The sequence below is a fragment of the Cobetia sp. PS-4MA genome, assembly GCF_057670765.1.
The window spans coordinates 3356275-3380657 of record NZ_CM173107.1 but is presented as its reverse complement, the minus strand read 5'-3'; the positions used below and the strand labels follow the sequence as shown (position 1 = coordinate 3380657).

Genomic DNA, 24383 nt, shown 5'->3' with positions numbered 1-24383 from the left:
AGATCGCGGAACAGGCGAGCGGCACTCCATCCTCGACATCAAGATGATGCGAAGGTGATTCGGGTGTCGCTCCCCGTGCACGTTTTGGAAGGAGCACGATCTTGAGCAGCGAAATCATCAAGGTTCCCGACATTGGCGGTAGTTCCGATGTCGAGATCATCGAGATACCGGTGGCGGTCGGAGATGTCATCTCCGCCGAAGACACCATGATCACTCTTGAGTCCGACAAGGCCAGCATGGATGTGCCGGCACCGAAGGGCGGCAAGGTGGTGAAGATTCTCGTCAAGGAAGGCGACACCGTCTCCGAAGGCGACGACATCCTGGAGCTGGAAGCGGAAGGCGGTGGTGACACCTCCTCTGATGCTTCTGACGAGCAGGAAGCGCCGAAGGAAGAGGCTCCCAAGCAGGAAGCTTCTGAGCAGCAGGCGCCGAAAGAGGCCGCTGCTGCACCGAAGGCCGCTTCCGGTGGTACCCGGACCGTCGACATCGTCGTGCCGGACCTGGGCGACTCAGAGGCCGTGCCGATCATCGAGATGGCGGTCTCCGAAGGCGACGAAGTCGACGCCGAGGATGCGCTGATCACGCTGGAGTCCGACAAGGCCAGCATGGACGTCCCGAGCCCGCACAAGGGCAAGATCGTCAAGCTGACCGTCAAGGAAGGCGACAACGTCGCGTCCGGTGATGTCATCGGTCAGATGGAAATCGCCGGTGAAGGCGGTGACAGTGCGGCGGAATCAGCGCCGGCGGAAGAATCCTCCGCGTCTGCGTCTGAAGAGACCGCCTCTGAAGCGCCGGCTGCCGAAGAAGAGCCGGCCTCCGGTGAGCCGGCCTCCGGTGAGCCGGAGCGCAAGGAATTGCGTGTCCCGGATCTCTCCGGCAGCGACAGCGTGCCGATCATCGAGATGGCCGTGGCCGTCGGTGATGAGGTCAACGAGGAAGACGCGCTGATCACGCTGGAATCCGACAAGGCGACCATGGACATCCCGAGCCCCTACAAGGGCAAGGTGGTGGAGCTTTCCGTCAAGGAAGGCGACACCGTGTCCGAGGGCGACCTGATCGGTTACCTCGAGGTCGCCGGTGCCAAGCCTGCGCCGAAGGCTGCCAAGGCGGAGGCTCCGGCCGCGCCCAAGGCAGACAAGGCCGAGCAGAAGCCTGAGCCGACACCGGCCGGTACGCCGAGCCCGGAAGCCCAGATGGCGGCCCACAAGCCGAGCAAGGGTGCCAAGGTCCACGCAGGGCCTGCGGTTCGCCTGCTGGCGCGTGAGTTCGGTGTCGATCTGGCGGACGTCTCCGGCAGCGGTCCGAAGGGCCGTGTGGTGAAGGAAGATGTCCAGGCCTACGTCAAGCAGATGATGCAGAAGGCCAAGTCCGCACCGGCAGCCCCTGCCGCGCAGGCCACCGGCGGTGCCGGTATCCCGCAGGTGCCGGATCAGGACTTCAGCCAGTTCGGTGAGATCGAAGAGTCGAAGATGGGCCGTCTGATGAAGGCGGGTGCCACCAACCTGCATCGCAGCTGGCTCAACGTCCCGCACGTGACCCAGTTCGATGAAGCCGACATCACCGAGCTCGAGGCCTTCCGCAAGTCCATGAAGGACGAGGCGGAAGCGGCAGGCGCCAAGCTCACGCCGCTGCCGTTCATGATCAAGGCGGCTGCCCACGCGCTGGCCAAGTATCCGCAGTTCAACGTCAGCCTCAAGTCTGACGGCGAGACCCTGGTGCACAAGAAATACGTGCACATCGGTATCGCGGTGGATACGCCGGACGGCCTGATGGTGCCGGTGATCCGCAATGCGGATCAGAAGAGCCTGCTGGAGCTGGCCCGCGAATCCGTGGAGCTGGCCAAGAAGGCGCAGACCAAGAAGCTCAAGCGCGAAGAGATGACCGGTGGTTGTTTCACCATCTCGAGCCTTGGCTCCATTGGCGGTACCGCCTTCACGCCGATCGTCAACACGCCGGAAGTCGCCATCCTGGGTGTCTCCAAGGCGCAGATGAAGCCGGTGTGGGATGGCGCTGCCTTCCAGCCGCGTCTGATGATGCCGCTGTCACTGTCCTACGATCACCGTGCGGTGAACGGGGCGGATGCAGCACGCTTCACGGCGTATCTGGCTCAGGTGCTGACCGACGTGCGTCGTCTGCTGCTCTGATCCGTACCTTGCATGACAAGGGCAGGTGCCAGATGGCCTGTCGACAGAACGGCCTCCTTCGGGAGGCCGTTTTTTTTGTGCATGTCCGTTGGCGTGGCAGGGCGGCGACAGCTGTTGCTGCCCTGCACAACATGCGATGCTTCACGCCAACCTGCCGCGATCTGCCGCATCGTGCTGGCACTACCCGGGAAGGCCGGTTCTCGCAACACACAAGGAGCAAGACAATGGAATGGTTGATGGACCCTTCGGCATGGGTGGCTCTGGCGACCCTGACCGCGCTTGAGATCGTGCTGGGCATCGACAACATCATCTTCCTGTCGATTCTGGTCGCGCGCCTGCCCGAGGCTCAGCGCCAACGTGGCCGCATGATCGGTCTCGGCCTGGCGATGGGCATGCGCATCGTGCTGTTGATGTCGTTGTCGTGGCTGATGTCACTGACGACACCGTTGTTCAGCGTGCTGGATTTCAGCTTCTCCGGGCGGGATCTGATCCTGGTCTTCGGGGGGCTGTTCCTGCTCGGCAAGAGCACCCATGAGATCCATGCCAACCTCGAGGGTGAGGACCCGGCGGAAGAGGGCGCGAAGAAGGGCGGTGCCAGCTTCATGGCGATCATGGTCCAGATCGCGTTGATCGATATCGTCTTCTCGCTGGATTCGGTGATCACGGCGGTGGGCATGGTCGACCATCTGACGGTGATGATCATCGCGATCGTCATCTCGGTGGGCATCATGATGGTGGCGGCCAAGCCGATCGGTGATTTCGTCGATCGCCACCCGACCATCAAGATGCTGGCCCTGTCCTTCCTGATCATGGTCGGCATGATGTTGATGGTCGAAGGCTTCGGCGTCCATGTGCCCAAGGGCTACATCTACGTGGCGATGGCCTTCTCGCTGGCGGTGGAAATGCTCAACATCCGGCTGCGCGGCAAGCGGGCCAAGGCGGTGCGGCTACGTCGCAGCAGCCAGGCGGAAGAGGTCGCCGAGTGAGGTCATGACCCCCAGGCCATGACGCCTGAACCCTGAAATGAGTGGAACCCTGCCATGACGCCCCTGCGACCGAGTGCCGCGGGGGCGTCATGCCATCGTGAGGCTGGATCACGAGGCGCTGCACGCGCCGATCGCCTCGTCCGTCATCAATGAGCCAAAACAGTGCCAAGGGGCGTCATGCGCGCCTTTGGTGTGCTTGTGCGATGGCCGTGTGAGCGGTATCGTCAGCCCTTGCGTTGCATAGCGATGACATAATGAGATCGTCAGTGCGTGGAGAGTGTTCGTCACGCCACCAGTCGGTCCGCTTCCTGTTTCATCCTGGTCGCAAGCCGCTCGAGGCCCCGTGGCTGTCTCCTTCACTGTCATGTCGATGGGGAGACACTGCGCAGGTCAGCGCGTGAGCCGAGTCGTCTTGAGCGCTCGGCGGCCAGAGCGCCTCGGATGGCCATCTGCCGTCGAGGGCAGGGCACACAAGCCCGGATGACCCATTTACACCCGTTTCACGCTTTTCATTTGCACACTCAAGGAGCAGTACCGATGCGTTTGATCCTGTTGGGCGCCCCCGGCGCCGGCAAGGGCACTCAGGCCCAGTTCATCTGCGAGCGTTTCAACATCCCGCAGATTTCCACCGGAGACATGTTGCGTGCAGCGGTCAAGGCCGGCAGCGAGCTGGGGCTCAAGGTCAAGGAGATCATGAATACCGGCGGGCTGGTGTCCGACGAGATCATCATCGCTCTGGTCAAGGAACGCATCAGCCAGCCCGACTGCGAGAACGGCTTCCTGTTCGATGGCTTCCCGCGCACCATTCCGCAGGCTGACGCCATGAAGGAAGCGGGCGTGAAGCTGGACCACGTGGTCGAGATCGCCGTGGCGGACGAGGAAATCGTCAAGCGTCTGTCCGGTCGTCGTGTGCACCCGGATTCCGGTCGTGTCTATCACATCGAGTACAACCCGCCGCGCGAGGAAGGCAAGGACGACGTCACTGGCGAAGCCTTGATCCAGCGTGAAGATGACCGTGAAGCCACGGTGCGCAACCGTCTGTCCGTCTACCATGAGCAGACCGAGCCGCTGGTCGAGTACTACTCCAGCTGGTCTGCCACTGGCGATGCCCAGGCACCGGCCTACCATCGCATCGAAGGCATCGGCTCCGTCGATGACATTCGTGCCCAGCTGGTCAGCGCGCTGGAGCAGTGAGTCGCGTTGCCTGAGACGGCATGAGGACTATGGCGCCGCCATGGCCCGCATGATGTGCTCTTTCGGTATCAAGCGCCTTGAAAACGCCCGCAGGCTTTGTCTGCGGGCGTTTTCTTTGGTCGCGAAAGCGAAATGGCGTGTTGCGACAGATCCCTTCTGCAGCGCAGGTTCGCGGCCTGTGGCACGACTGACGCACAGCGCCGACACCTGCCGTGGACACCCTGCGTCTTTTGCTGCTAGCGGGGGACGGGTAGAATCGCGTCACATTTTTCTGATGATGAACCGCCCATGACCACGCTTCTGGCCATTGATGCATCCTCCTCCGCCTGTTCCGTTGCCCTGTGGCAGGACGGCGTTGTTACTGCCGAGCGCTGTGAAGCTCCCCGTCAGCATACCCAGCTGATGATGCCGATGATCGAGACGCTGCTGGCAGACGCCCAGCTGACGTTGAAGGATCTGGACGCGCTGGCCTATGGCCACGGCCCGGGTTCCTTCACGGGCCTGCGCATCGCGGCTGGCACCATCCAGGGACTGGCCTTCGGGCTTGAGGTGCCGGTGATCGGTGTCTCGACCCTGGCGGCGCTGGCGCTGCAGGCCCATCGCCATCACCACGCCCGTTTCGTGTTGCCGATGCTGGATGCCCGCATGGGCGAGCTTTACACCGGCGCCTATCGTGTGGCGACCTCCGCCGAAGGTGAGGTCGAGGTCAGCCAGCTGCTGCCCGAGCAGGTCGTGGCGCCGGGACTCGTGGAGTTGCCCCAGGAGCTTCGTGAGCACGACTGGCTGGCCATCGGTTCCGGGCTGGTCATGCACGATGCGCTGCCGGAAGCCTTGCGCGCCAGCATCGTGCAGCGCCTGGAGGCACCGCAGCCGGATGCCGAGGACATGGTCATCCTGGCGGCGCAGGCCTTTGCGCGCGGCGAGGCAGTCGCTGCCGTCGAGGCGCAGCCTGTCTATCTGCGCAACGAGGTGGCATGGCGCTGATGGCGCCAGGGATCGCCATCCTCTCGCGTCAGTCAGGTGGTCTGCCAAGGCTGCCGTAAGGTTTCAGCATCACACTGCGGCCCCTGATATCGGTCGCGCATCGGCTGACAGGGAACCGTTCTGTCATCACCGCACCTCGCAGTGCCACAGGCGATGTCTGTCGTCCGTGTGGGCCATTGAGGCCCGTTACTCTTAAAAGGATGTTTCATGGAACTCATGCACGTGGTGGCGTTGGCCGTCATTCAAGGTCTGACCGAATTTCTGCCGATTTCCTCCTCCGCTCACCTGATCCTGCCCTCCCAGGTGCTTGGCTGGCCGGACCAGGGACTGGCCTTCGATGTCGCGGTCCATGTCGGTACTCTGCTGGCCGTGGTGATGGCCTTTCGCAAGGATGTCGTCAATATCCTCGCTGGCTGGTTCGGACAGTTCAGCGGCTCAGGCGGGCTTGCGGCGCGTCAGACCGACGACAGCCGTCTGGGCTGGGCGGTATTGCTGGCGACGCTGCCGGCCGTCGTCTTCGGTGGCCTGTTGGGCGATGTGGTGGAAACGGCCGGGCGTTCGACTGCCGTGATCGGCACGACCACCATCGTCTTCGGTCTGCTGCTGTGGTGGGCGGATGCCAAGGGCACGCGCACGCGGGATCTGGCGACGCTCACGCTCAAGGGGGCGTTGATCATCGGTCTGTTCCAGGCATTGGCACTGATTCCGGGCACCTCGCGCTCGGGCATCACCATCACTGCCGCGCTGCTGCTGGGCTTCGAGCGTCAGAGTGCGGCGCGCTTCTCCTTCCTGCTGTCGATTCCGCTGATTCTCGCGGCGGGCTCACTCAAGGGGCTGGAGCTGATCGAGACCGGCAGTGAAGCCCAGCTGTTCGATGTCGGACTGGGTGTGGTGCTGTCCTTCGTCTCGGCGCTGGTGTGCATCAAGCTGTTCCTCAAGGCCATCGACAGCATCGGCATGTTGCCCTTCGTCATCTACCGTCTGCTGCTGGGCGTGCTGCTGTTCGGCATGCTGTTGCTGTAAGTCGCTCACGGCAAGTTCAGTCTTTCTCCGACGGCGTCGCTCTTGCGGCGCCGTCGGCGTTTCTGTCAGCCTTGCTTGCGCTTATCATGTCGCCTTTGTGCTGGTCTTTCGCGAGTCCCAGCGTCTCTTCATTTCCATAGAGCCCGTTCATGCTGCCATCCGATCCCCTCGCTCTTTCCTCTGACGCCGCTGACGCGACCCCCGTGATCGCCATCGCTCGCTCGCAGCTGGCGGTGCATCCGGAGCTCGCCATGCTGGCGGCGCACTTCGGGATCGCCATCCGGGACGATGATGCGTTGCCGGCTCTGCGGCTCGAGGTGGCGCAGGACGAGCAGGGCATACCGCGGGTCGTGATCGCCGGTGACGAGCGCGAGTACGGCAAACCGCTGCATGTGGATTTCGTCGCTGGTCGGGCGGACCACCGCCGGCGTTTCGGCGGGGGACGCAATCAGCTGATCGCGCGGGCCTGTGGCCTGAATCGCGGCGTGCTGCCAAGCATCGTCGATGCCACCGCCGGGCTGGGGCGCGATGCCTTCGTGCTGGCCAGTCTCGGATCGCCGGTGCTGATGATCGAGCGTGTCGCCGCGACGGCGGCGATCCTGGTCGATGGCCTGACCCGCGCGCAGGGCTGTGCAGACGACGAGATACGTGAGATCGCGCTACGCATGCAGGCGCTGCAGGGGGATGCCTCGCGTGATCTGGGAGAGCTCGTCGCGCTGTGGGATCAGCCGCCGCAGGTGGTGCATCTGGATCCGATGTACCCGCACCGTGACAAGTCCGCGCTGGTGAAGAAGGAGATGCGGCTCTTCCGTGCCCTGGCGGGGGATGACGCGGATGCGCCGGCCTTGCTGGATTCGGCACTGGAGGTCGCGACCCATCGGGTGGTGGTCAAGCGTCCACGCAAGGCTGAGCCGATCGGCGGCATCGCGCCGAGTCATGTGGTGGAGGAGAAGACCAGTCGTTACGACGTCTACGTCAAGCAGGCGCTGCGCTAGCCGCGATGGCCGGGTGATGCACCCTGACGTGCATGACCGCTCTGAAGGTGACAGGACCCCGCTCGCGTCTGCCGCGAGCGGGGTCCTGTCGTTCATGCGAAGGGATGGCGTGGCACCGTTGTCAGCGTGGCTCGTCAGCCGAGTCAGCATTGTCCTCTGGCGTGTCCGGCGTATCGCGCAGGCGCACATGCTGCAAGCGATGGCGCAATGCCGGGTCGAACAGGTCGCGCCCACGGGTCTGCAGGTCTTCCAGCGCTTCGCCGAAGCACAGACGGTTGTCGTCCAGCCAGATGAAGTCCAGCTCCAGCAGGGTATCCAGCAGGCCACGGAACAGTCGCTTGTCGAAGAACTCGGGCGCGTTGAGGCCCGAGAGCAGCGTCAGCCGCTCTGCCAGCGCGCCGGAGTGGGTCTCGAGGGCTTCGCGATCCAGCGTGCCGCTGCCGTGTTGCAGCAAGGCCGCGATCAGCAGGTAGCCGCGCTCCAGCGTCGGCTGGACCGGCTGGGCCAGCAGCCGCAGCTGCTCGGAGGATTCCTGGCTTGCGACCGGACGCGACCAGCGTTCGGGCGTGTTCTCGGTTGCCGGCTGGTGCTCCAGCAGGCCCTCGTCGCTGAGCAGCGCGAGGGTGGCGGCGATATCGCCTTTCAGCTCCGGGGCTTCCGGCACGAACAGTTCACGTACCAGCACGGGCCAGGCCGGGCTGATCTGCTCATCCAGCGCCTGCAGGGTGTACTGGGCGGTGTTGCGGAAGGCGAAGGCGATCAGTGCCGGCAGCGCCAGCAGATGCAGGACGTTGTTGCGGTACCAGGTCAGCAGGCTGGCCTGTTCCGGTGTGGCGATCACCAGCTCACCGAGGTGCTGGGGGCGCAGGGTGACCAGCCCCAGGTGCGCACAGTGCGCGATCCATTCTTCCGGCGTGCCTTCGGGCAGACTGTGGTCCTGCCGGCCAGGCAGCTTGCCGGCCAGCCGCACCAGCATGGCCAGCTGGCGCTGCATCAGACTGGACTCGATGGCGTGGTGTGCGGTGGAAAGCAGTACCAGCGCCGACAGCGAGACAGGGTTGAGGGCCGCGGCGGCATTGATGCGCGTGGCGATCTCGTTGCCCAGTCGCGGCACGGCACTGGTCAGCCATTCCGGACGCCGCTGGTGGCGACTGGCCTGCCACTCGGGAGTGGTCTCGTCCAGCCAGGCTCCCAGCTTGAGCGGCTCGCCAATGTTGAGATAGACCTTGCCGAAGGGCTGCTTGAGCTGCCCCAGCACGCGAATCAGATCCAGCGGCGACTCCTTCTTCTTGCTGGCGCCCGACAGTTCACGCTGATAGCTGAGGCTCTCGAAGACCTTCTCGTAGCCGATGTAGACCGGGACGAAGGCGACCTCGCGGCGCGTGTCACGCAGGAAGGAACGCAGCGTCATCGCCAGCATGCCCGGACGTGGCGGCAACATGCGGCCCGTGCGTGAGCGTCCACCCTCGATGAAGTATTCCACCGGGTGCCCGCGGGTGATCAGCTGGTGGACATATTCATCGAAGACCGCGCCATAGAGGCGATTGTCACGGAAGCTGCGGCGCAGGAAGAAGGCGCCGCCACGCCGGAGGATCGGGCCGATCACCGGCATGTCGAGATTCTTGCCGGCTGCCACGTGCGGCGTCATCAGTCCTTCGTGGAACAGCACGTAGGACAGCAGCAGATAATCGATATGGCTGCGATGGCAGGGCACATAGATCAGCTCGCAGTCTCCGGCGATCGCCTTGACGCGCGACATGCCGCGGATCTCGATGCCGTCATACAGCTTGTGCCACAAGCGCTTGAGGGCGTGAGCCAGGAAGCGCTGCACGGGATAGCCCATGTTGGAGGCGATCTCGCGGCCGTATCTCAACGCGCGCTTCTCGAGACGCGCGGGACGCTGGTTCTGGTCGCGGGCCAGCTCGCTGATCACGTCCTGTACGGCGGGCGCCTTCTGCAGATTGCGGATCATGGTGTGGCGATGCGAGAGGTCCGGCCCCAGCAGTCGGGTGCGCACGCGACGAAAGTGCACGCGCAGCAGACGAGCGATGCGCCGGCGCGCCAGCGCCTGATCCTCGGGACCTTCGCGCAGCACCTCGTGGAGCTTGAGCGGCTGGCCGAAGTGCACATCCACCGAGCGACCATGCACGAGGATGGCGATGGCGCGACGCAATACCCCGGTGACACGCCAGCTGTCAGCGGAGATGAACTTCCAGAAGCCGAATTCCTTGCCCGGCGCACGCCCCCAGAACACGCTGACCGGTACCAGCTGGACCTCGACCTCATCCGGGGCGTTCTCCAGTGCCTCGATCAGCTGCGCGAGTCGTCGGGAGAGCAGGCCCTTGCCCTTGCGTGAGTGACGCAGCAGGCGCAACCGCGAGTGACTCAAGCGCATGTCGCCTATGCTCAAGGGCAGAGTGGGAGACGGCAGGCCACGCCCCTCGCAAAGCTGCTCGATCACCAGTTCATCGGAGAGCGCCTGATAGGGGAAGACGTAGACCACCGGCAGGTCGGGGTCGAGATTCAGGGCACTGTGGTCCAGCGCGTTGATGTCGGGTTCCACCGCGCGCAGCTCCACCCATTTGTCCAGCAGACGGCGGCTGAGGTTGCGCAGAGGGCGCAATAACAGGGTGACGGGCGACATGGCGGAGCCTCGCAGGTGTACTCGAAAAGTTCGATGGTGAGACGCTGTCACAAGCAGGATCGTTTGCGTTGACTCACAGGATGCGGGAGTGGCGATCTGAGGATATCGACGTTGGGTCGCCGCATGCATGATATTGATCATTATACGCATTCTGTTCGATGACGCCGATATCGGCTGTCATTGCCCAGTGCGGGAGCGATGGGAGGCATGTCATGCTCGGAATGTGGCGTTCAGGCAATCGATTTACCCTGCTGCCGGAGGGGGCGCGCTTTCTGCCCAGCATGCTGGAGGCGGTGGAAGGCGCACGTCACTCGATACTGCTCGAGCTGTATCTGGCCGAAAGCGGTCACCTCAGCCGGGTCCTGATCGAGGCTTTGAGCGCTGCGTGCCAGCGTGGCGTCAATGTACTGGTGCTGCTGGATGGTTTCGGCTCGCTGGGGCTCGAGGAGGCGGATCGCCAGCGCATGACCGAGGCCGGCATCGCCCTGCGCTTCTACAACCCGATTCGCTGGTGGCGGTTCGGTCGCAACCTGACGCGGGATCACCGCAAGCTGCTGGTCGTGGATGGCGAGGTGGGCTTCACTGGCGGTTTCGGGGCGGTCGATGAGTTTGCCGAGGCCTGGTCAGAAGTGGCGATACGCATCGAGGGGCCCTGTATCCGTGACTGGGTCAGGCTGTTCGCGCGGGTCTGGGATTCCGCTGCCAGCGAGGGGCAGGGGCGTCGTGAGGCCGTGCGCAGCGTCAACATCAATGTGGTCAACGTCGTCACGGGATATCTGGGGATGCGCGGGCGTGTCGTCTGGGGCCATGGATTTCGTTATCAGGCGATTCGCCACTCGCTCCAGCATCAGGCCAGCAGCACCCGCAAGCGGCTGTGGATCTGCACGCCTTACTTCGTGCCAACCTTCAGCATGCGTCGACGCCTCAAGCGGGCGGCTCGGCGCGGCGTCGATGTGCAGCTGTTGATCGCGGGACAGCATCACGACCATCCCGGCGTGCGTTCTGCAGGGCAGCGTTTCTATGCGAGTCTCCTCAAGGCGGGCGTGCGGATCCATGAATTCCAGCCGCGCTTTCTGCATGCCAAGTTCTCGCTGGCGGATGACTGGGTCACGCTGGGGTCATGCAACTTCGATCACTGGAGCCTGCAATGGAATCTGGAGGCCAATCAGGAGGTGCAGGACCATCGCTTCGCGGCGGAGGTGGCGGCGCTGTTCGAGCAGCATTTCGCGCGCAGCGTCGAGATCACCCGGGCTGCCTGGCAGCGACGCTCTCTGGCGCAACGCTGTCGCGAGTGGGGCTATGGCACCCTGGATAGCCTGGTGACGCGGCTGCGCTAGCCAGTTCACGGTGTCAGACACTGCTTCGTGACACGACAACGCCGGACGACCCCAAGGGGCGTCCGGCGTTGTCGTGTCTGGCGCTGCGCGGCGCAAAGAGGGGGATGGCGGGGGCTCAGCGCTTCTTGCCGCCACCCTTGCCAGCAGGCTTCTTCGCGCCGCCCTTGCCACTGCCCTTGCCGCCCGCATGCTTGCCACGCGGAATGCCCGCGGCGCCCGGCGTTGCGGCTCCCTTGCGGCGCGGTGATGGCTTGGGGCTTTCCGGCGGCACGCGATAGAGCAGATAGAGATCCAGCAGCAGTTCCGGCAGCTGGTTGACGAAGCGCTGGGCACCGACGGGGTCGGCGATCAGCTCGCCGATCTCCGGGTCTTCATCGTCGAATACGCCCGAGATGGCCATGAAGGGCAGCAGCAGCTCGGCCGCGGTCTCTTCCTGGGTCCCGAACCAGGCTTCCTCGTCCATGAAGACACCTTCCATGAAGCCTGCACACCAGTCACCGATCGGCGTCTCGACGGGGTCGAGGCCACCGAGTTCCAGCTCGAACAGCAGCTCAGGCAGGATACCGTGCTCGAGGGCGTCGATGGCATTGGCGCGCATCTGCTCGAACAGCGCGACCACCTGGGCTTCCTGCTCGGGGCTTTCATAGGCGGGCTGCCCCTGGAACAGCTCCGGCAGCCACAGGCTGGAAGGCACTTCGCGTGGTGCGATGGCCAGTGCCAGCATGAAGCCATGCGCGCTGATGATGTCGAGGGCTTCCGGGCCGACCAGGTCGGATTCAAGGAACTCATCGAGGATGTCGAGGGATTCATCATCCAGCAACGGCTGGGTCTGGACAGGCTCGGCCATGGGGAAGGTCTCACATGCGGGATAGAAGTCGGGCAGGGCGTCGCGGCCACTGCGAATGTGGCTAGTGTATCATCTCGTGGCAAGGGTTTTCGTCGCCACGAAAGCCCCTGAATCGTCGAATTCTCCACTTTCTTCAGCGGTTGCCGTTCACCTCGATCGTCTGGCATCAAGGGGTCGTCTCATGTCTTGTTCCCGTGTCGCGCACGCCGTGGATGGCAGTGTCGTCAGTCGATATCGCTTTCCCGTCGACCATGTGTTGGCGTGTCTCGGTGATGCGGTCGCCGACCCCCTGCCGTTGGCCGATGAGCAGACACTGGATGCCCTCAGCGAGCCGCAACTGCATGCCATGCTGCAATCCCGTGTGCTGGCCTGTCTGGCGCGCGCACGTGCGCACTATCCCGAGATGCGCATGCCCGCCGTGTCCTGTCGTCTCAGAGGACGCACTGCCGGGACAGCCGAACCGGCGCGCCAGCGCCTGCGCTTCAACTGGCAATTGCTGTGCGAGAACCGCCATCACTTCCTGAGCCAGACCGTCCCTCATGAGGTGGCGCACTGGGTGGTGATGGAAGTGGTGGAGCGCGCGTGCGGCCAGCGGGTCAAGCCGCATGGCCCGGAGTGGCAGCAGGTCATGACGAATCTCTATGGTGTCGCACCGGAGGTGACCCACCGCATGGATGTTTCCCGCGCGAGTCCGATGCCCTGGGCCTACGGATGCGATTGCGAGACACCGCACTATCTGAGTCATCGTCGACATGCCAATGCGCTTCGTGGGCAGCGTTACCGATGCCGGCAGTGCGGGAAAGCGCTCAAGGGGCCATTGAGCGATTCCTGATGCCTGCCATCGCCTTCCGTGCTGTCCTGCCTCCCGTTTTCAATGCCGCCGTGGCGCGCTCAGTCCCTCTGGAGTGCGGGTTTTCTGCGGCGAAAGTCGCTGTGACCTTGGTGTTATTTGTTGATAAATAGTTGAAATTATTGGGAAAAAATTGTCTACCAAGGTCTAGTGTGTGGCCCCCCCATGCTTGGGTTTAAGCTGAAACGGACTAGCCATGACTCGTCCGCAGCGTACCCGTGTCGTATGAGGCAGCCCGAGGCGTGTCGCCCGCCAACTTCCAGAGGTCGAACAACAATGAGCGAAGATGCCAAGGTCCACCCGGTCAAGCCTGATGTTGCCGCCCGTGCATGGGTAGATCGTGAGCGCTATCAGGCCATGTATCAGCAGTCTGTCGAGGCACCCGAGGATTTCTGGGCCGAGCAGGCGCAGTCGCTGGACTGGTTCAAGGCGCCCTCGGTGATACGCAGTACCGACTTCGGCCCTGAGAATGTCGATGTGCGCTGGTTCGAGGATGGTCAGCTCAACGTGGCCCACAACTGCCTGGATCGTCATCTCGAGGAGCGTGGCGACCAGGTGGCGATCATCTGGGAAGGGGATGACCCCAGCGAGTCCCAGTCGATCACCTATCGCGAGCTGCATGCGCGCGTCAGCCAGTTCGCCAATGGCCTCAAGGAACTGGGCGTGGGGCGTGGTGACGTGGTCACCCTGTACATGCCAATGATCCCCGAAGCGGCCATGGCGATGCTGGCCTGTACCCGTATCGGTGCGGTGCACTCGGTGGTCTTCGGGGGCTTCTCGCCGGACGCGCTGGCAGGACGGATCGCCGATTCCAGCTCGCGTATCGTGATCACCGCCGATGAATCGCTGCGTGGTGGCAAGCGAGTGCCGCTCAAGGAGAATGTCGACGATGCGCTGGAGCGCGATGGCACCGACTGCGTCGACCACGTGCTGGTGGTGCGGCGTACCGGGGGTGACGTGCACTGGGGGAGTCGTGATCTGTGGTTCCACGAGCTGGTCGACCGTCAGTCCAGCGACTGCCCGGCAGAAGCGATGGGCGCGGAAGACCCGCTGTTCATTCTCTACACCTCCGGCTCCACCGGCACGCCCAAGGGGCTGAAGCACACCACGGGCGGTTATCTGCTCTATGCCGCGATGACCCATCGCTACGTGTTCGATTACCACGATGGCGATATCTACTGGTGCACGGCGGATGTCGGCTGGGTGACAGGGCACAGCTACATCGTCTATGGACCGCTGGCCAACGGCGCGACCACGCTGATGTTCGAGGGGGTGCCCAGCTATCCGACTCACGGGCGCATGGGGGAGATCGTCGACAAGCATCAGGTCAATATTCTCTACACGGCCCCGACTGCCGTGCGCGCGCTGATGGCACACGGTGATGGCGTGATGGACTCCAGTTCCCGCGACAGCCTGCGCCTGCTCGGCTCGGTGGGTGAGCCGATCAATCCTGAGGCCTGGGAGTGGTTCCACCGCGTGATCGGCAAGGGCAACTGCCCGCTGGTGGATACCTGGTGGCAGACCGAGACCGGCGGCATCATGATCGCGCCGCTGCCGGGTGCCACGGATCTCAAGCCGGGTTCCGCCACCTTGCCGTTCTTTGGCGTGCAGCCGGCGCTGGTCGACAACGAGGGCAACATTCTCGAGGGAGCCACCGAAGGCAATCTGGTGATTCTCGACAGCTGGCCGGGGCAGGCGCGCTCCATCTGGGGCAACCATGAGCGTTACGTGCAGACCTATTTCTCCACCTATGCCGGCATGTACTTCACCGGCGATGGCTGCCGCCGTGACGAGGATGGGTATTACTGGATCACCGGACGCGTCGACGACGTGCTCAACGTTTCCGGGCACCGCATGGGCACGGCCGAGATCGAGTCATCGCTGGTCGCGCATGAGGCGGTCGCCGAAGCCGCGGTGGTCGGTTATCCCCACGACATCAAGGGGCAGGGGATCTACATCTACGTGACGCTCAATGATGGCATCGAGCCAAGCGATGAGCTCAAGAAGACCCTGACCCAGTGGGTGCGCAAGGACATCGGGCCGATCGCGTCACCTGATGTCATCCAGTGGGCACCGGGACTGCCCAAGACGCGTTCCGGCAAGATCATGCGGCGTATCCTGCGCAAGATCGCCGCCAACGAGACCGACGGTCTTGGGGATACCTCGACGCTGGCGGACCCGACGGTGGTGGATGATCTGATCGAGCATCGCGCCAACCGCTGAACTCGTCGGATGGCGGCCATGCAGGCCTGACGAGACACGTCGCGACATCGAAGCGCGGGAGCCTGGCTCCCGCGCTTTTTTCGTGTGCGTCCGGGTCATGCGCTCCTGTTTCGTGCGTGCCTGTCTCGTGAGTGCCTGTCTCGTGCACATCCTGGCCGTGTCTGAAGCAGGAAAGGTTGGCCATCGATGAGCGGCTGACTTGATAATGATGCGACAACCCGCATGCGACAGGTGGGCCTGATGGCCTCCATGAGCATTTCCTCATTCACTTCATGATCAAGGCAGCCCCCCATGTCAGCAGGCAAGTCGGATGCATCCTGCGCCACGTCTCAGCCCGCCACTTCCTCACAGGTTTCATCATCGTCATCCACCGAGGGCGAGAACCGTCCACGCGCTGTCGTGCTGATGTGCCTGTCGGCGATCTCCTTCGCGTTGATGGGGGCGATGGTCAAGTTGAGCGGTGACTTGCCGCTGTTCGAGAAGGTCTTCGTGCGCAACCTCGTAAGCCTGGTGGTTGCCGTCGTGATGGTACGCATGGCGGGTGCTCGTCTGCTGGGACACTGGCACCATCAGCCGTTGCTGCTGGCGCGCTCGCTGATCGGGCTTGGCGGCGTGATGAGCTTTTTCTACGCCATCGATCACCTGCTGCTTGCGGATGCGACTATCCTAAACAAGCTGTCGCCGTTTTTCGTGATGCTGTTTGCCGGCATGTTTCTGGCAGAGCGCCTGGGCGGCTGGCGGCTGGTAGGCATGCTGATTGCCTTCGTGGGGGCGACTCTGGTCATCAAGCCGCAGCTGGCGTTCGCCGAGGGAGGTGTGGAGGCACTGTTTCCGGCGCTGGTCGGATTGGGCTCGGCCATGTTGGCCGGCGCTGCCTACACGCTGATTCGGGCGCTGCGAGGGCGTGAGGCTTCCGCGACAATCGTGTTACATTTCTCGCTGGTCTCCAGCATCGTCACCCTGGTGCCGATGCTGATGAATCCGGTGATGCCCAGTGCGCCACAGGCACTGGCCCTGTTGGGGATCGGGGTCTTCGCGGCCGGTGGCCAGATCCTGATGACCACGGCCTATCGGCTGGCGCCCGCGGGGGAAGTGTCGATCTATTCCTATCTCACCATCGTGTTCTCCGCATTGGCCGGCTGGGCGATCTGGGGGGAAGTGCCGGACGCTGCCAGCCTCATGGGTTTCCTGCTGATTGCCGGTGTGGCACTGGTCGGTTGGCATGCGAGTCGCGTTGCGGTTAGGGTGGTCTGACTCTCCATCCGCAGGATGCTGTCAGAATTCACTTGTGCATTGTCCACTCATCATTGGGCAATCCGTGCGATACTCGTGTTCCCCGAGCGAAACATCAGTATGTCTCCCGATGGTGGGCTGCTTTGTTAAACGCGCGTTCCATGGGGTAACATGCCAGAAAATAACGGCGATCATTGACCGGCCAGGAAGGTCGGTGATGATCACCATCGGGGTTTTGGAGGAGACTCAATGGCCTTTGCCCAGAAGTTCATCGTTGCAGACGATCATCCGCTCTTTCGTGCCGCACTGACGCAGGCACTCAGGCAAGTGGCCTCACAGGCAGAGATTGTCGAAGCCGACAGCATGGACGCGACCAACGATATCGTTGCCCGCCACCCCGATGCTGATCTGATCCTGCTGGACCTGCACATGCCGGGAGCCCATGGCTTCTCAGGCCTGATCCAGCTGCGTGGTCAGACGCCGGATATCCCGGTCGCCGTCGTATCCGGTAGCGAGGAGCCCTACGTGGTGCGCCGTGCCATCGATTATGGCGCTTCCGGTTTCATCCCCAAGTCCGCAAGTCTGGATGTGATCGCCGAGGCGATCGGCGAGATTCTCGAAGGCGAAGTCTGGCTGCCGACGGACATCGCCGAAGCCATGGGCGAGTCCAGCGAAGATGAGTCCCGCTTTGCCGAAGCGATCGCCTCGCTGACGCCACAGCAGTTCCGCGTGCTCAACATGCTGACGGAAGGCCTGCTCAACAAGCAGATCGCCTATGAGCTGAATGTGTCCGAGGCCACCATCAAGGCGCACGTGACCGCCATTCTGCGCAAGCTTGGCGTGCATTCCCGCACCCAGGCCGTCATCGCGGCGCAGCGTCTGGAAGTCGAGCCGCCGAAGGTTCGCTCCTGAAGTGGCTGTGATTGACGGGATGATGCATCCCGTTCGATGAGCATGATCCTGCTTCGGAAAGACAAAAGCCCGCCCTGTCAGTGACAGGGCGGGCTTTTTGCGGATACAGCGCCTGCTCGTTCACAGGCGCTGCGCGATTCACCCGCGATCAGCCATCGCCGTTCTCCGGGGCTCCGCCTGTCTCATCCGAGGTACCGCTGGCATGCTTCTCGGCACGATTGGCCTGCAGGGTACGCGTCAGCAGTGCGCGCAGCGCCGCTGGACGCACCGGCTTGAGCAGCAGGTGATAGCCGGCACGGCGTACCTCCTCGGCGACTTCGTCAGTGCGATCCGCGGTGATGACGATGCCGGGCACGGAGCCTGCCAGGCGTTCATCCAGAGCATCCAGCGCCATCAGACCGGTCACTTCATTGTCGAGGTGATAATCGGCGAGGATGGCATCCGGATCACCATCCAGATTGCGAATCACGGATTTGGCGCCACCGATGGACGTGGCGGTGAAGACTTCGCAGCCCCAGCCGGACAGCATCGCCTTCATGCCTTCCAGAATCAGGCTCTCGTTGTCGATGCACAGCACGCGGGTGCCGGTCAGCTTGTTGCCGGCGCGCTTGCGGGCCGGGACGGCATCCGGCTGTTCAGCGGCCGGCAGTGTCTTGCTGATCGGGACGCTGACGGCGAAGACCGTCCCCACACCGACCCAGCTGCGCACCGTGATCGGGTGATCGAGCACGCGACTCATGCGCTCGGCGATCGACAGGCCCAGTCCCAGCCCCTTCTCGCTCTCCTTGTGACGCTCGCTCTGATCGAGACGCCGGAATTCCTGGAAGATCTCGGTCAGTTTGGACTCGGGGATGCCGGGGCCGGTGTCCCAGACTTCGATGCGAATGCGATCCCCCAGGCGGCGACAGCCCAGCAGCACGTGGCCCTGACGGGTGTAACGCACGGCGTTGGACAGGAAGTTCTGCACAATGCGCCGCAGCATCTGGCCGTCAGAATCCACCGCCAGCTGGGTCATCACCACCTTCAGGTCCAGCCCTCGGTCTTCCGCCATCACCTCGAACTCGGCCTTCAGCGGCTTGAGAATATCCGACAGGCGGAACACGCTGCGACGTGGCGCCAGCGCGCCGGCATCGAGCTTGGAGATGTCGAGCAGGGTGCTGAGCAGCTCCTCGGCGGCCTGCAGCGAGTTGTCGATGTGATTGGTGGTGGTCTTCATCTCGCCTTCCACCTGCTGGGCGAGAGCGGAGGTGAACAGACGTGCGGCATTCAGGGGTTGCAGCAGGTCATGACTGGCCGCGGCCAGAAAGCGCGTCTTGGAGGCGTTGGCATCCTCGGCCAGCTGCTTGGCCTGACGCAGTGCCTGCTCGGCTTCCGCGCGCACACGGTTCTCGGTACGCAATGCCTCGTTGACCTGTGACAGCTCCTGGGTACGCACGCGAACGCGTTCTTCCAGATTCTCGTTGGTTTCCTTGAGGGCAATCTCGGCCAGGCGGCGTTCGGTGATGTCCTGATAGAGCGCGAAGAAGCCGAGGATGTTGCCCTTGCCGCTGAAGTGCGGCGTATAGGTCACCAGCATGTAACGCACACCGCCCTCGGGGGCTTCCAGCGAGATCTCGAAGGAGACGCGTTCCCCCGCCAGGGCGCGCGTCATCCAGGGGGCGCGCTGGCGATAGATGTCTTCAGGCATCGCCGCCTCGGCCGGCTCGCCGATGACGGCGGTACGGTCGATGCCCATCACCGCTTCATAGGCGCGGTTGGTGAAGAGGTAACGACACTCCTTGTCGAAGTAGGCGATCAGCGCCGGCACGTTGTCGGTGTATATGCGGATGTTGTTTTCCGAGCGGATCAACGCCTCTTCGGTGCGCTTCTGCTGGGTGATGTCCTGGTAGGTATAGACGAAGCCGCCGCCGGGCATCGGGTTGCCCTGGATCTCCATCACGGTGCCGTCCTGGCGATAGCGCACGTAGCGATGCGGCTCGCCGTCACGGATGGCGTCCAGCAGCTGATCGACATGCTCTTCCGGGTCGCCCGGACCATATTCACCATTGTGCGCGTTGTAGCGGAAGATGCGATCGATCGGGGCGCCGACACGGATCAGGTTGTCAGGGAAGCGGAACATGTCCAGATAGCGCTGATTCCACACCACCAGGCGCATGTGCTGGTCGACCACGCTGATGCCCTGATGGATGTTCTCGATGGTGGCCTGCAGCAGGGCGCGGTTGAATTCCAGCACCTGTGAGGCTTCATCGACGATGGAGATGACATCCGAGATACCGATGCCGCGCCCCTGCAGGGCGGAGTTGACCACGATCCGCGCCGAGGAGGCACCGAGCACGGAAGCCAGGAAGCGCTCGGTGAACTGGATCAGGTCGATTGACGCGCGCCCGTGGAGTTCCAGCGGTTGGCCGCTGCGGCGTGCGTAATCTTCGAAGGCGCGTTCGACCTGCTCATGGCTCAGGAAGCGCTCACAGAGTACGCGCAGGTCCGAGACGGAGGTAGAGCCGGTCCACGGGCGCGAGACGCTGGTCTGACGCGTCTCGACGCTATCGACGAACAAGGATGCCTGGATGCGCTCGACCACGCGTTGCGGCGTCATCTGCGAGACGAAGATATAGCCGAACAGGTTGAGGCCGAGAGACAGCATCACGCCGTGGGTCAGCGGGTCACTGAAGCGGAAGCCGAACAGGCCATGCGGCGAGAGCCAGTCGATGCCGAGCGGACCGTAATTGACCATGTCGGCGGGCATCAGGCCTGCCTGGGCCAGTGCCGGAACCAGCAGGGTCCAGGCCCAGACGGCGAAGCCGAGGTTGAGGCCGACGATGACCCCCAGGCGATTGCCACGCTTCCAGTAGAGCCCGCCCAGCAGAGAGGGCGCGAACTGGGCCACGGCGGCGAATGACAGCAGCCCGATGGCTGACAGCGTGCTGTATTCGGCGATCAGCAGATAGAAGCCGTAGGCCAGGCCGAGAATCATCACGATGGTCAGGCGGCGGGCCAGCAGCACGATATGACTGTAGTCGCGGGCTTCGGTATCGAACCAGCGCAAACGGAACAGCAGCGGGATGACGATCTCGTTGGAGATCATGATCGAGACCGCGACCGCCGCGACGATGACCATGCCGGTCGCGGCCGAGAAGCCCCCGATGAAGGTCAGCAGGGTCAACCAGGTCTGATCTGCCGCCATCGGCAGTGCCAGCACGAAGCTGTCCGGTGATACCGAGCCATCCGGGAACATCGTCAGGCCGGCGGCGGCGATGGGCAGCACGAAGAAGGAGATGGCGATCAGATAGATCGGGAACAGCCAGCGGGCGCGGCGGGCATCCGAGTGGTGGGTGTTCTCGACCACCGCGACATGGAACTGGCGCGGCAGGCAGAAGATGGCCAGCATCGCCAGCAATGTCTGGGCCCAGAAGCCGGAGCCGAAGGTCTGGTTCTCGAGCTGTTGCTGGAGCTCCAGATAGGTGTCCGCCTTGGTGAAAAGATCCCCCAGGCCATTGAACATGCCCCAGGTGACATAGGCGCCCAGCGTCAAAAAGGCGATCAGCTTGACCAGAGATTCGAAGGCGATGGCCTGCAACAGGCCGACATGGTGCTCGGTGGCATCGGTATGCCGCGTGCCGAACAGGATGGCGAATATCGCCATCACCGCCGCGACATAGAAGGCGGTATCCCCTAGCCAGGCAGTGCGCGTGACGTCACTGGTGTCGGTCAGTACCTGATAGGCACTCGACACCGCCTTCAGCTGCAGGGCGATGTAGGGCAGGGTGCCGACCAGTGCCACCAGCGAGGCAAACACGGCCAGTGACTGCGTCTTGCCGTAGCGCGAGGCGATGAAATCGGCGATCGAGGTGATGTTCTGTCGCTTGGCGACGCGAATCATCTTCAAGAGGATCGGCCAGAACAGCAGACAGGTCAGGATCGGCCCGATGAAGATGCTCAGGTAGCTCCAGCCACTGGTCGCGGCCTGGCCGACACTGCCGTAAAAGGTCCAGCTGGTGCAGTAGACCGCAAGCCCCAGACTGTAGACTGCCGGTCGGCGACTGGCCGACCCGTGCTTCTTGGCGTTGCGATCCCCTCGCCACGCAATCATGAACAGTACCGCGATATAGCCCAGCGCCACTGCGATTAGCCACCACCCCTGGAACATGTTGCTCTCCTCTCTGGAAGCGCCATTCTACGCAGGCCCGGCCATGAGTCCCAAGCCTTGCAGGCCGCTCAGGGCTTCCTCCTGGCCATCAGACGACAAGATGTCTGCTCTCGCTCGTCCGTTCTCACCCGGCCTGAGGTGTCTCCGGCAGAAAATTGCGCCGCTTTCTTTCAGTGACATGACGAAAGAGCGGGGCCGTCTCGCCGTCATTTCCGACGCGTCACGAGAATGTCTCGTTACTCATTTGGCCAATAGACCAAGGGAGTGCGTCTTTAGTTTATCTTTCAAGTATCTGTTATTTAAGGAATTGATGAGAGGCGTCATGAGGTCTTCAAGCGGATGCTCATGCTCTCGACTAAAGTCAGCCTGCGATGAGCTGGCCCCTTGGCTACTGTCAGAAGCGAGTCGCCAAGTTTCCTGATAAGCAACGCAAGACGCAGGGAATATCACTCACTCCATGAGGACGAATGATTCAGTCAATGGAGACCATTCATCGGTTCATCGCCGATGGGTCTCTCGCCAATCACAATAACAATGCGAGAACTCCGTCATGAAGGAAGAGAATGCCAAGGCGTATTGGGCCGCCAATATCAGACTGATCATGGGGTATCTCGTGATCTGGTTTGTCGTGTCCTATGGATGCGGAATCCTGTTGGTGGATGTCCTCAACAATATCCAGTTCTTCGGTTTCAAACTCGGTTTCTGGTTTGCTCAGCAAGGGGCGATCTATTTCTTCCTCGCGCTGATCATCTTGTACGCCCGTTCGATGAACAAGCTGGATGAACGCTTCGACCTCCACGAGCAATGAGCGGTGTTGAACCGCTTCCGTGGGCAGGTCTGCGATGAATTCCAGCGACGGCTCTGCAGGAAAGGAACAGGACTGAGCGTTTCATCTCTCACGACAACAAGATGATCGATATCGCCAAGGACAACGCCAATGGATGTTCAATTACTGACGTACCTTTTCGTGGGCGCCTCGTTCGCGCTCTACATCGGCATTGCGGTGTGGTCGCGTGCCGGCTCTACCAAGGAATTCTACGTGGCGGGCGGAGGGGTCCACCCCATCGCCAACGGGGCCGCCACCGCTGCGGATTGGATGTCTGCCGCCTCCTTCATCTCCATGGCGGGCATCATCGCCTATGTGGGCTATGACGCCTCCGTCTATCTGATGGGCTGGACGGGTGGCTATGTGTTGCTGGCGATGTTGCTGGCACCGTATCTGCGCAAGTTCGGCAAGTTCACGGTGCCGGATTTCGTCGGTGACCGTTATTACTCGAGCGTCGCACGTACCGTGGCGGTGGTCTGTGTCATCTTCATTTCCTTCACCTATGTCGCGGGTCAGATGCGCGGCACCGGCATCGTCTTCGCGCGCTTCCTTGAAGTGGACGTGAACGTCGGTGTCGTCATCGGCATGGCGATCGTCTTCTTCTATGCCGTTCTGGGTGGCATGAAGGGGATCACCTATACCCAGGTGGCGCAGTACTGCGTGTTGATCTTCGCCTTCCTGGTACCGGCCGTCTTCCTGTCGATCATGATGACCGGACACGTGCTGCCTCAGACCGGCTTCGGCGGCACGCTGGTGGATGCACAGGGCAACGATACCGGCGTCTATCTGCTGCAGAAGCTGGATCAGGTCGTGACCGACCTCGGCTTCCGCGAGTACACCGAAGGCTCCAAATCCACCATCGATGTCTTCTTCATCACGGCGGCACTGATGTGCGGGACCGCGGGTCTGCCGCACGTCATCGTGCGCTTCTTCACGGTACCGACCGTCAGGGATGCGCGTATCTCCGCTGGCTGGGCGCTGTTCTTCATCGCACTGCTCTATACCACTGCGCCGGCCGTGGGTGCCTTTGCGCGGGTGAATCTGGTCGAGACCGTCAACGAGACAGCCTATGAGGAACTGCCGGGCTGGTTCTACAACTGGGAGAACACCGGTCTGATCGGCTGGGTCGACAAGAATGGCGACGGCATCATCCAGATGCGCGGCGGTGACCCCTTCGCGGGCAAGCCGAGCTATGAAGGCGACGCCGACAGCCAGGCCGCTCGTGGTGAGTATGGTCAGCGTCTGGTGAGCAACACGCCCACCGACAACGAGAGCGAGGTCTACATCGACCGCGACATCATCGTGCTGGCCAACCCGGAAATCGGCAACCTGCCGGCATGGGTCATCGCGCTGGTGGCGGCAGGTGGCGTGGCGGCGGCGCTCTCGACGGCAGCGGGGCTGTTGCTGGTCATCTCCTCGGCCATCTCGCATGACCTGCTCAAGAAGACCTTCAAGCCAGACATCACCGAGAAACAGGAGTTGATAGCAGCTCGCATGGCGGCAGCGGTGGCCATCGTGATCGCCGGTTACTTCGGCATCAATCCGCCAGGCTTCGTGGCGCAGGTGGTGGCCTTTGCCTTCGGTCTCGCGGCCTCGAGCTTCTTCCCGGTCATCCTGCTGGGGATCTTCTCCAAGCGCATGAACAAGGAAGGCGCCATCGCGGGCATGCTGGTCGGGCTGGTGTTCACCTTCAGCTACATCGTCTACTTCAAGTTCATCTCGCCGGAGCTCAACACGGCGGAGTACTGGCTGCTGGGCGTGTCGCCGGAGGGGATCGGCTCGCTGGGCATGGTGCTCAACTTCGTCGTCGCGGTCGTCGTCTGCAAGGTGACACCGCCGCCGCCCGAGCACATCCAGCATATCGTCGAGGATATCCGCGTGCCGCGCGGGGCAGGAACGGCAGTGGATCACTGATCCCTGACGACAGCGCCTGGCCCGCTTGACCTCTCGGTCTGCGGGTCAGGCCCTACATATCCCGAGGCCCCGTCGTGCATTCGCAGGCGGGGCCTCATGGCTTGATGATCCGTGCCCTTCGGGA

16 protein-coding genes are annotated in these 24383 nt (G+C 62.9%); 13 read left to right on the top strand and 3 right to left on the bottom strand.

All coding sequences use genetic code 11. The features are described 5' to 3' along the window. Positions 1-101: 101 nt before the first annotated feature. The 6 genes from aceF (at position 102) to AC26AR_RS14175 (ending at position 7326) form a co-directional block, all read left to right on the top strand. Entirely contained in the window at positions 102-2144 is a 2043-nt protein-coding gene (gene aceF, locus AC26AR_RS14200) for a pyruvate dehydrogenase complex dihydrolipoyllysine-residue acetyltransferase (RefSeq protein WP_488107240.1), read from the top strand. A 224-nt stretch (positions 2145-2368) separates the two neighbouring features. Beyond that, complete coding sequence (locus AC26AR_RS14195) at positions 2369-3130, top strand: TerC family protein (protein ID WP_077380144.1); 762 nt, start codon at positions 2369-2371, stop codon at positions 3128-3130. 537 nt (positions 3131-3667) lie between these two features. Then, entirely contained in the window at positions 3668-4324 is a 657-nt protein-coding gene (adk, locus tag AC26AR_RS14190) for an adenylate kinase (protein ID WP_077380142.1), read from the top strand. A 288-nt stretch (positions 4325-4612) separates the two neighbouring features. After that, entirely contained in the window at positions 4613-5308 is a 696-nt protein-coding gene (gene tsaB / locus AC26AR_RS14185) for a tRNA (adenosine(37)-N6)-threonylcarbamoyltransferase complex dimerization subunit type 1 TsaB (protein ID WP_077380140.1), read from the top strand. Positions 5309-5515: 207 nt separating this feature from the next. Beyond that, positions 5516-6331: an undecaprenyl-diphosphate phosphatase gene (locus AC26AR_RS14180; protein ID WP_077380138.1), complete on the top strand. Its 816-nt coding sequence runs from the start codon at positions 5516-5518 to the stop codon at positions 6329-6331. 251 nt (positions 6332-6582) lie between these two features. Beyond that, positions 6583-7326, top strand: coding sequence for a class I SAM-dependent methyltransferase (locus AC26AR_RS14175; protein WP_174775668.1), 744 nt, complete (start codon positions 6583-6585; stop codon positions 7324-7326). A gap of 121 nt (positions 7327-7447) precedes the next feature. Here the strand turns inward: AC26AR_RS14175 and plsB are convergent, their stop codons facing one another. Continuing rightward, positions 7448-9970, bottom strand: a complete 2523-nt coding sequence (plsB, locus tag AC26AR_RS14170; protein WP_141392096.1) for a glycerol-3-phosphate 1-O-acyltransferase PlsB — start codon at positions 9968-9970, stop codon at positions 7448-7450. A 212-nt stretch (positions 9971-10182) separates the two neighbouring features. On the opposite strand from plsB, the gene AC26AR_RS14165 reads away from it, so the two are divergent. Then, a complete protein-coding gene (locus tag AC26AR_RS14165) occupies positions 10183-11307 on the top strand; it encodes a phospholipase D-like domain-containing protein (protein WP_488107239.1) in 1125 nt (374 codons plus the stop codon). 115 nt (positions 11308-11422) lie between these two features. On the opposite strand, the gene AC26AR_RS14160 is transcribed toward AC26AR_RS14165, so the two are convergent. Further along, positions 11423-12154, bottom strand: coding sequence for a YecA/YgfB family protein (locus tag AC26AR_RS14160; RefSeq protein ID WP_077380132.1), 732 nt, complete (start codon positions 12152-12154; stop codon positions 11423-11425). 181 nt (positions 12155-12335) lie between these two features. On the opposite strand from AC26AR_RS14160, the gene AC26AR_RS14155 reads away from it, so the two are divergent. From AC26AR_RS14155 to AC26AR_RS14140, 4 genes are all read left to right on the top strand, one after another. Then, a complete protein-coding gene (locus AC26AR_RS14155) occupies positions 12336-12986 on the top strand; it encodes a SprT family zinc-dependent metalloprotease (RefSeq protein ID WP_488107238.1) in 651 nt (216 codons plus the stop codon). A gap of 294 nt (positions 12987-13280) precedes the next feature. Beyond that, on the top strand, positions 13281-15227 hold the full coding sequence (acs, locus tag AC26AR_RS14150; protein ID WP_077380130.1) for an acetate--CoA ligase: 1947 nt from the start codon (positions 13281-13283) through the stop codon (positions 15225-15227). A gap of 291 nt (positions 15228-15518) precedes the next feature. After that, positions 15519-16481, top strand: a complete 963-nt coding sequence (locus tag AC26AR_RS14145; RefSeq protein ID WP_240499646.1) for a DMT family transporter — start codon at positions 15519-15521, stop codon at positions 16479-16481. A gap of 228 nt (positions 16482-16709) precedes the next feature. After that, positions 16710-17372 (top strand): response regulator, encoded by a 663-nt coding sequence (locus AC26AR_RS14140; RefSeq protein WP_077380128.1) that lies wholly within the window; start codon positions 16710-16712, stop codon positions 17370-17372. 148 nt (positions 17373-17520) lie between these two features. On the opposite strand, the gene AC26AR_RS14135 is transcribed toward AC26AR_RS14140, so the two are convergent. Next, entirely contained in the window at positions 17521-21519 is a 3999-nt protein-coding gene (locus tag AC26AR_RS14135) for a hybrid sensor histidine kinase/response regulator (RefSeq protein ID WP_077380126.1), read from the bottom strand. A 550-nt stretch (positions 21520-22069) separates the two neighbouring features. Here AC26AR_RS14135 and AC26AR_RS14130 point away from each other — a divergent pair. Next, complete coding sequence (locus AC26AR_RS14130) at positions 22070-22327, top strand: DUF4212 domain-containing protein (RefSeq protein ID WP_077380124.1); 258 nt, start codon at positions 22070-22072, stop codon at positions 22325-22327. A 129-nt stretch (positions 22328-22456) separates the two neighbouring features. Beyond that, positions 22457-24259, top strand: a complete 1803-nt coding sequence (locus tag AC26AR_RS14125; protein ID WP_279876026.1) for a sodium:solute symporter family protein — start codon at positions 22457-22459, stop codon at positions 24257-24259. The last annotated feature ends 124 nt before the right edge of the window (positions 24260-24383 follow it).

Coding starts and splice junctions, on each gene's coding strand:
- AC26AR_RS14180 (WP_077380138.1), top strand. CDS start 5,516: ATGGAACTCATGCACGTGGTGGCGTTGGCCGTCATTCAAGGTCTGACC.
- adk (WP_077380142.1), top strand. CDS start 3,668: ATGCGTTTGATCCTGTTGGGCGCCCCCGGCGCCGGCAAGGGCACTCAG.
- AC26AR_RS14140 (WP_077380128.1), top strand. CDS start 16,710: ATGGCCTTTGCCCAGAAGTTCATCGTTGCAGACGATCATCCGCTCTTT.
- AC26AR_RS14160 (WP_077380132.1), bottom strand. CDS start 12,154: ATGGCCGAGCCTGTCCAGACCCAGCCGTTGCTGGATGATGAATCCCTC.
- AC26AR_RS14125 (WP_279876026.1), top strand. CDS start 22,457: ATGGATGTTCAATTACTGACGTACCTTTTCGTGGGCGCCTCGTTCGCG.
- AC26AR_RS14145 (WP_240499646.1), top strand. CDS start 15,519: ATGTCAGCAGGCAAGTCGGATGCATCCTGCGCCACGTCTCAGCCCGCC.
- acs (WP_077380130.1), top strand. CDS start 13,281: ATGAGCGAAGATGCCAAGGTCCACCCGGTCAAGCCTGATGTTGCCGCC.
- AC26AR_RS14130 (WP_077380124.1), top strand. CDS start 22,070: ATGAAGGAAGAGAATGCCAAGGCGTATTGGGCCGCCAATATCAGACTG.
- AC26AR_RS14155 (WP_488107238.1), top strand. CDS start 12,336: ATGTCTTGTTCCCGTGTCGCGCACGCCGTGGATGGCAGTGTCGTCAGT.
- AC26AR_RS14195 (WP_077380144.1), top strand. CDS start 2,369: ATGGAATGGTTGATGGACCCTTCGGCATGGGTGGCTCTGGCGACCCTG.
- AC26AR_RS14135 (WP_077380126.1), bottom strand. CDS start 21,519: ATGTTCCAGGGGTGGTGGCTAATCGCAGTGGCGCTGGGCTATATCGCG.
- plsB (WP_141392096.1), bottom strand. CDS start 9,970: ATGTCGCCCGTCACCCTGTTATTGCGCCCTCTGCGCAACCTCAGCCGC.
- tsaB (WP_077380140.1), top strand. CDS start 4,613: ATGACCACGCTTCTGGCCATTGATGCATCCTCCTCCGCCTGTTCCGTT.
- AC26AR_RS14175 (WP_174775668.1), top strand. CDS start 6,583: ATGCTGGCGGCGCACTTCGGGATCGCCATCCGGGACGATGATGCGTTG.
- AC26AR_RS14165 (WP_488107239.1), top strand. CDS start 10,183: ATGCTCGGAATGTGGCGTTCAGGCAATCGATTTACCCTGCTGCCGGAG.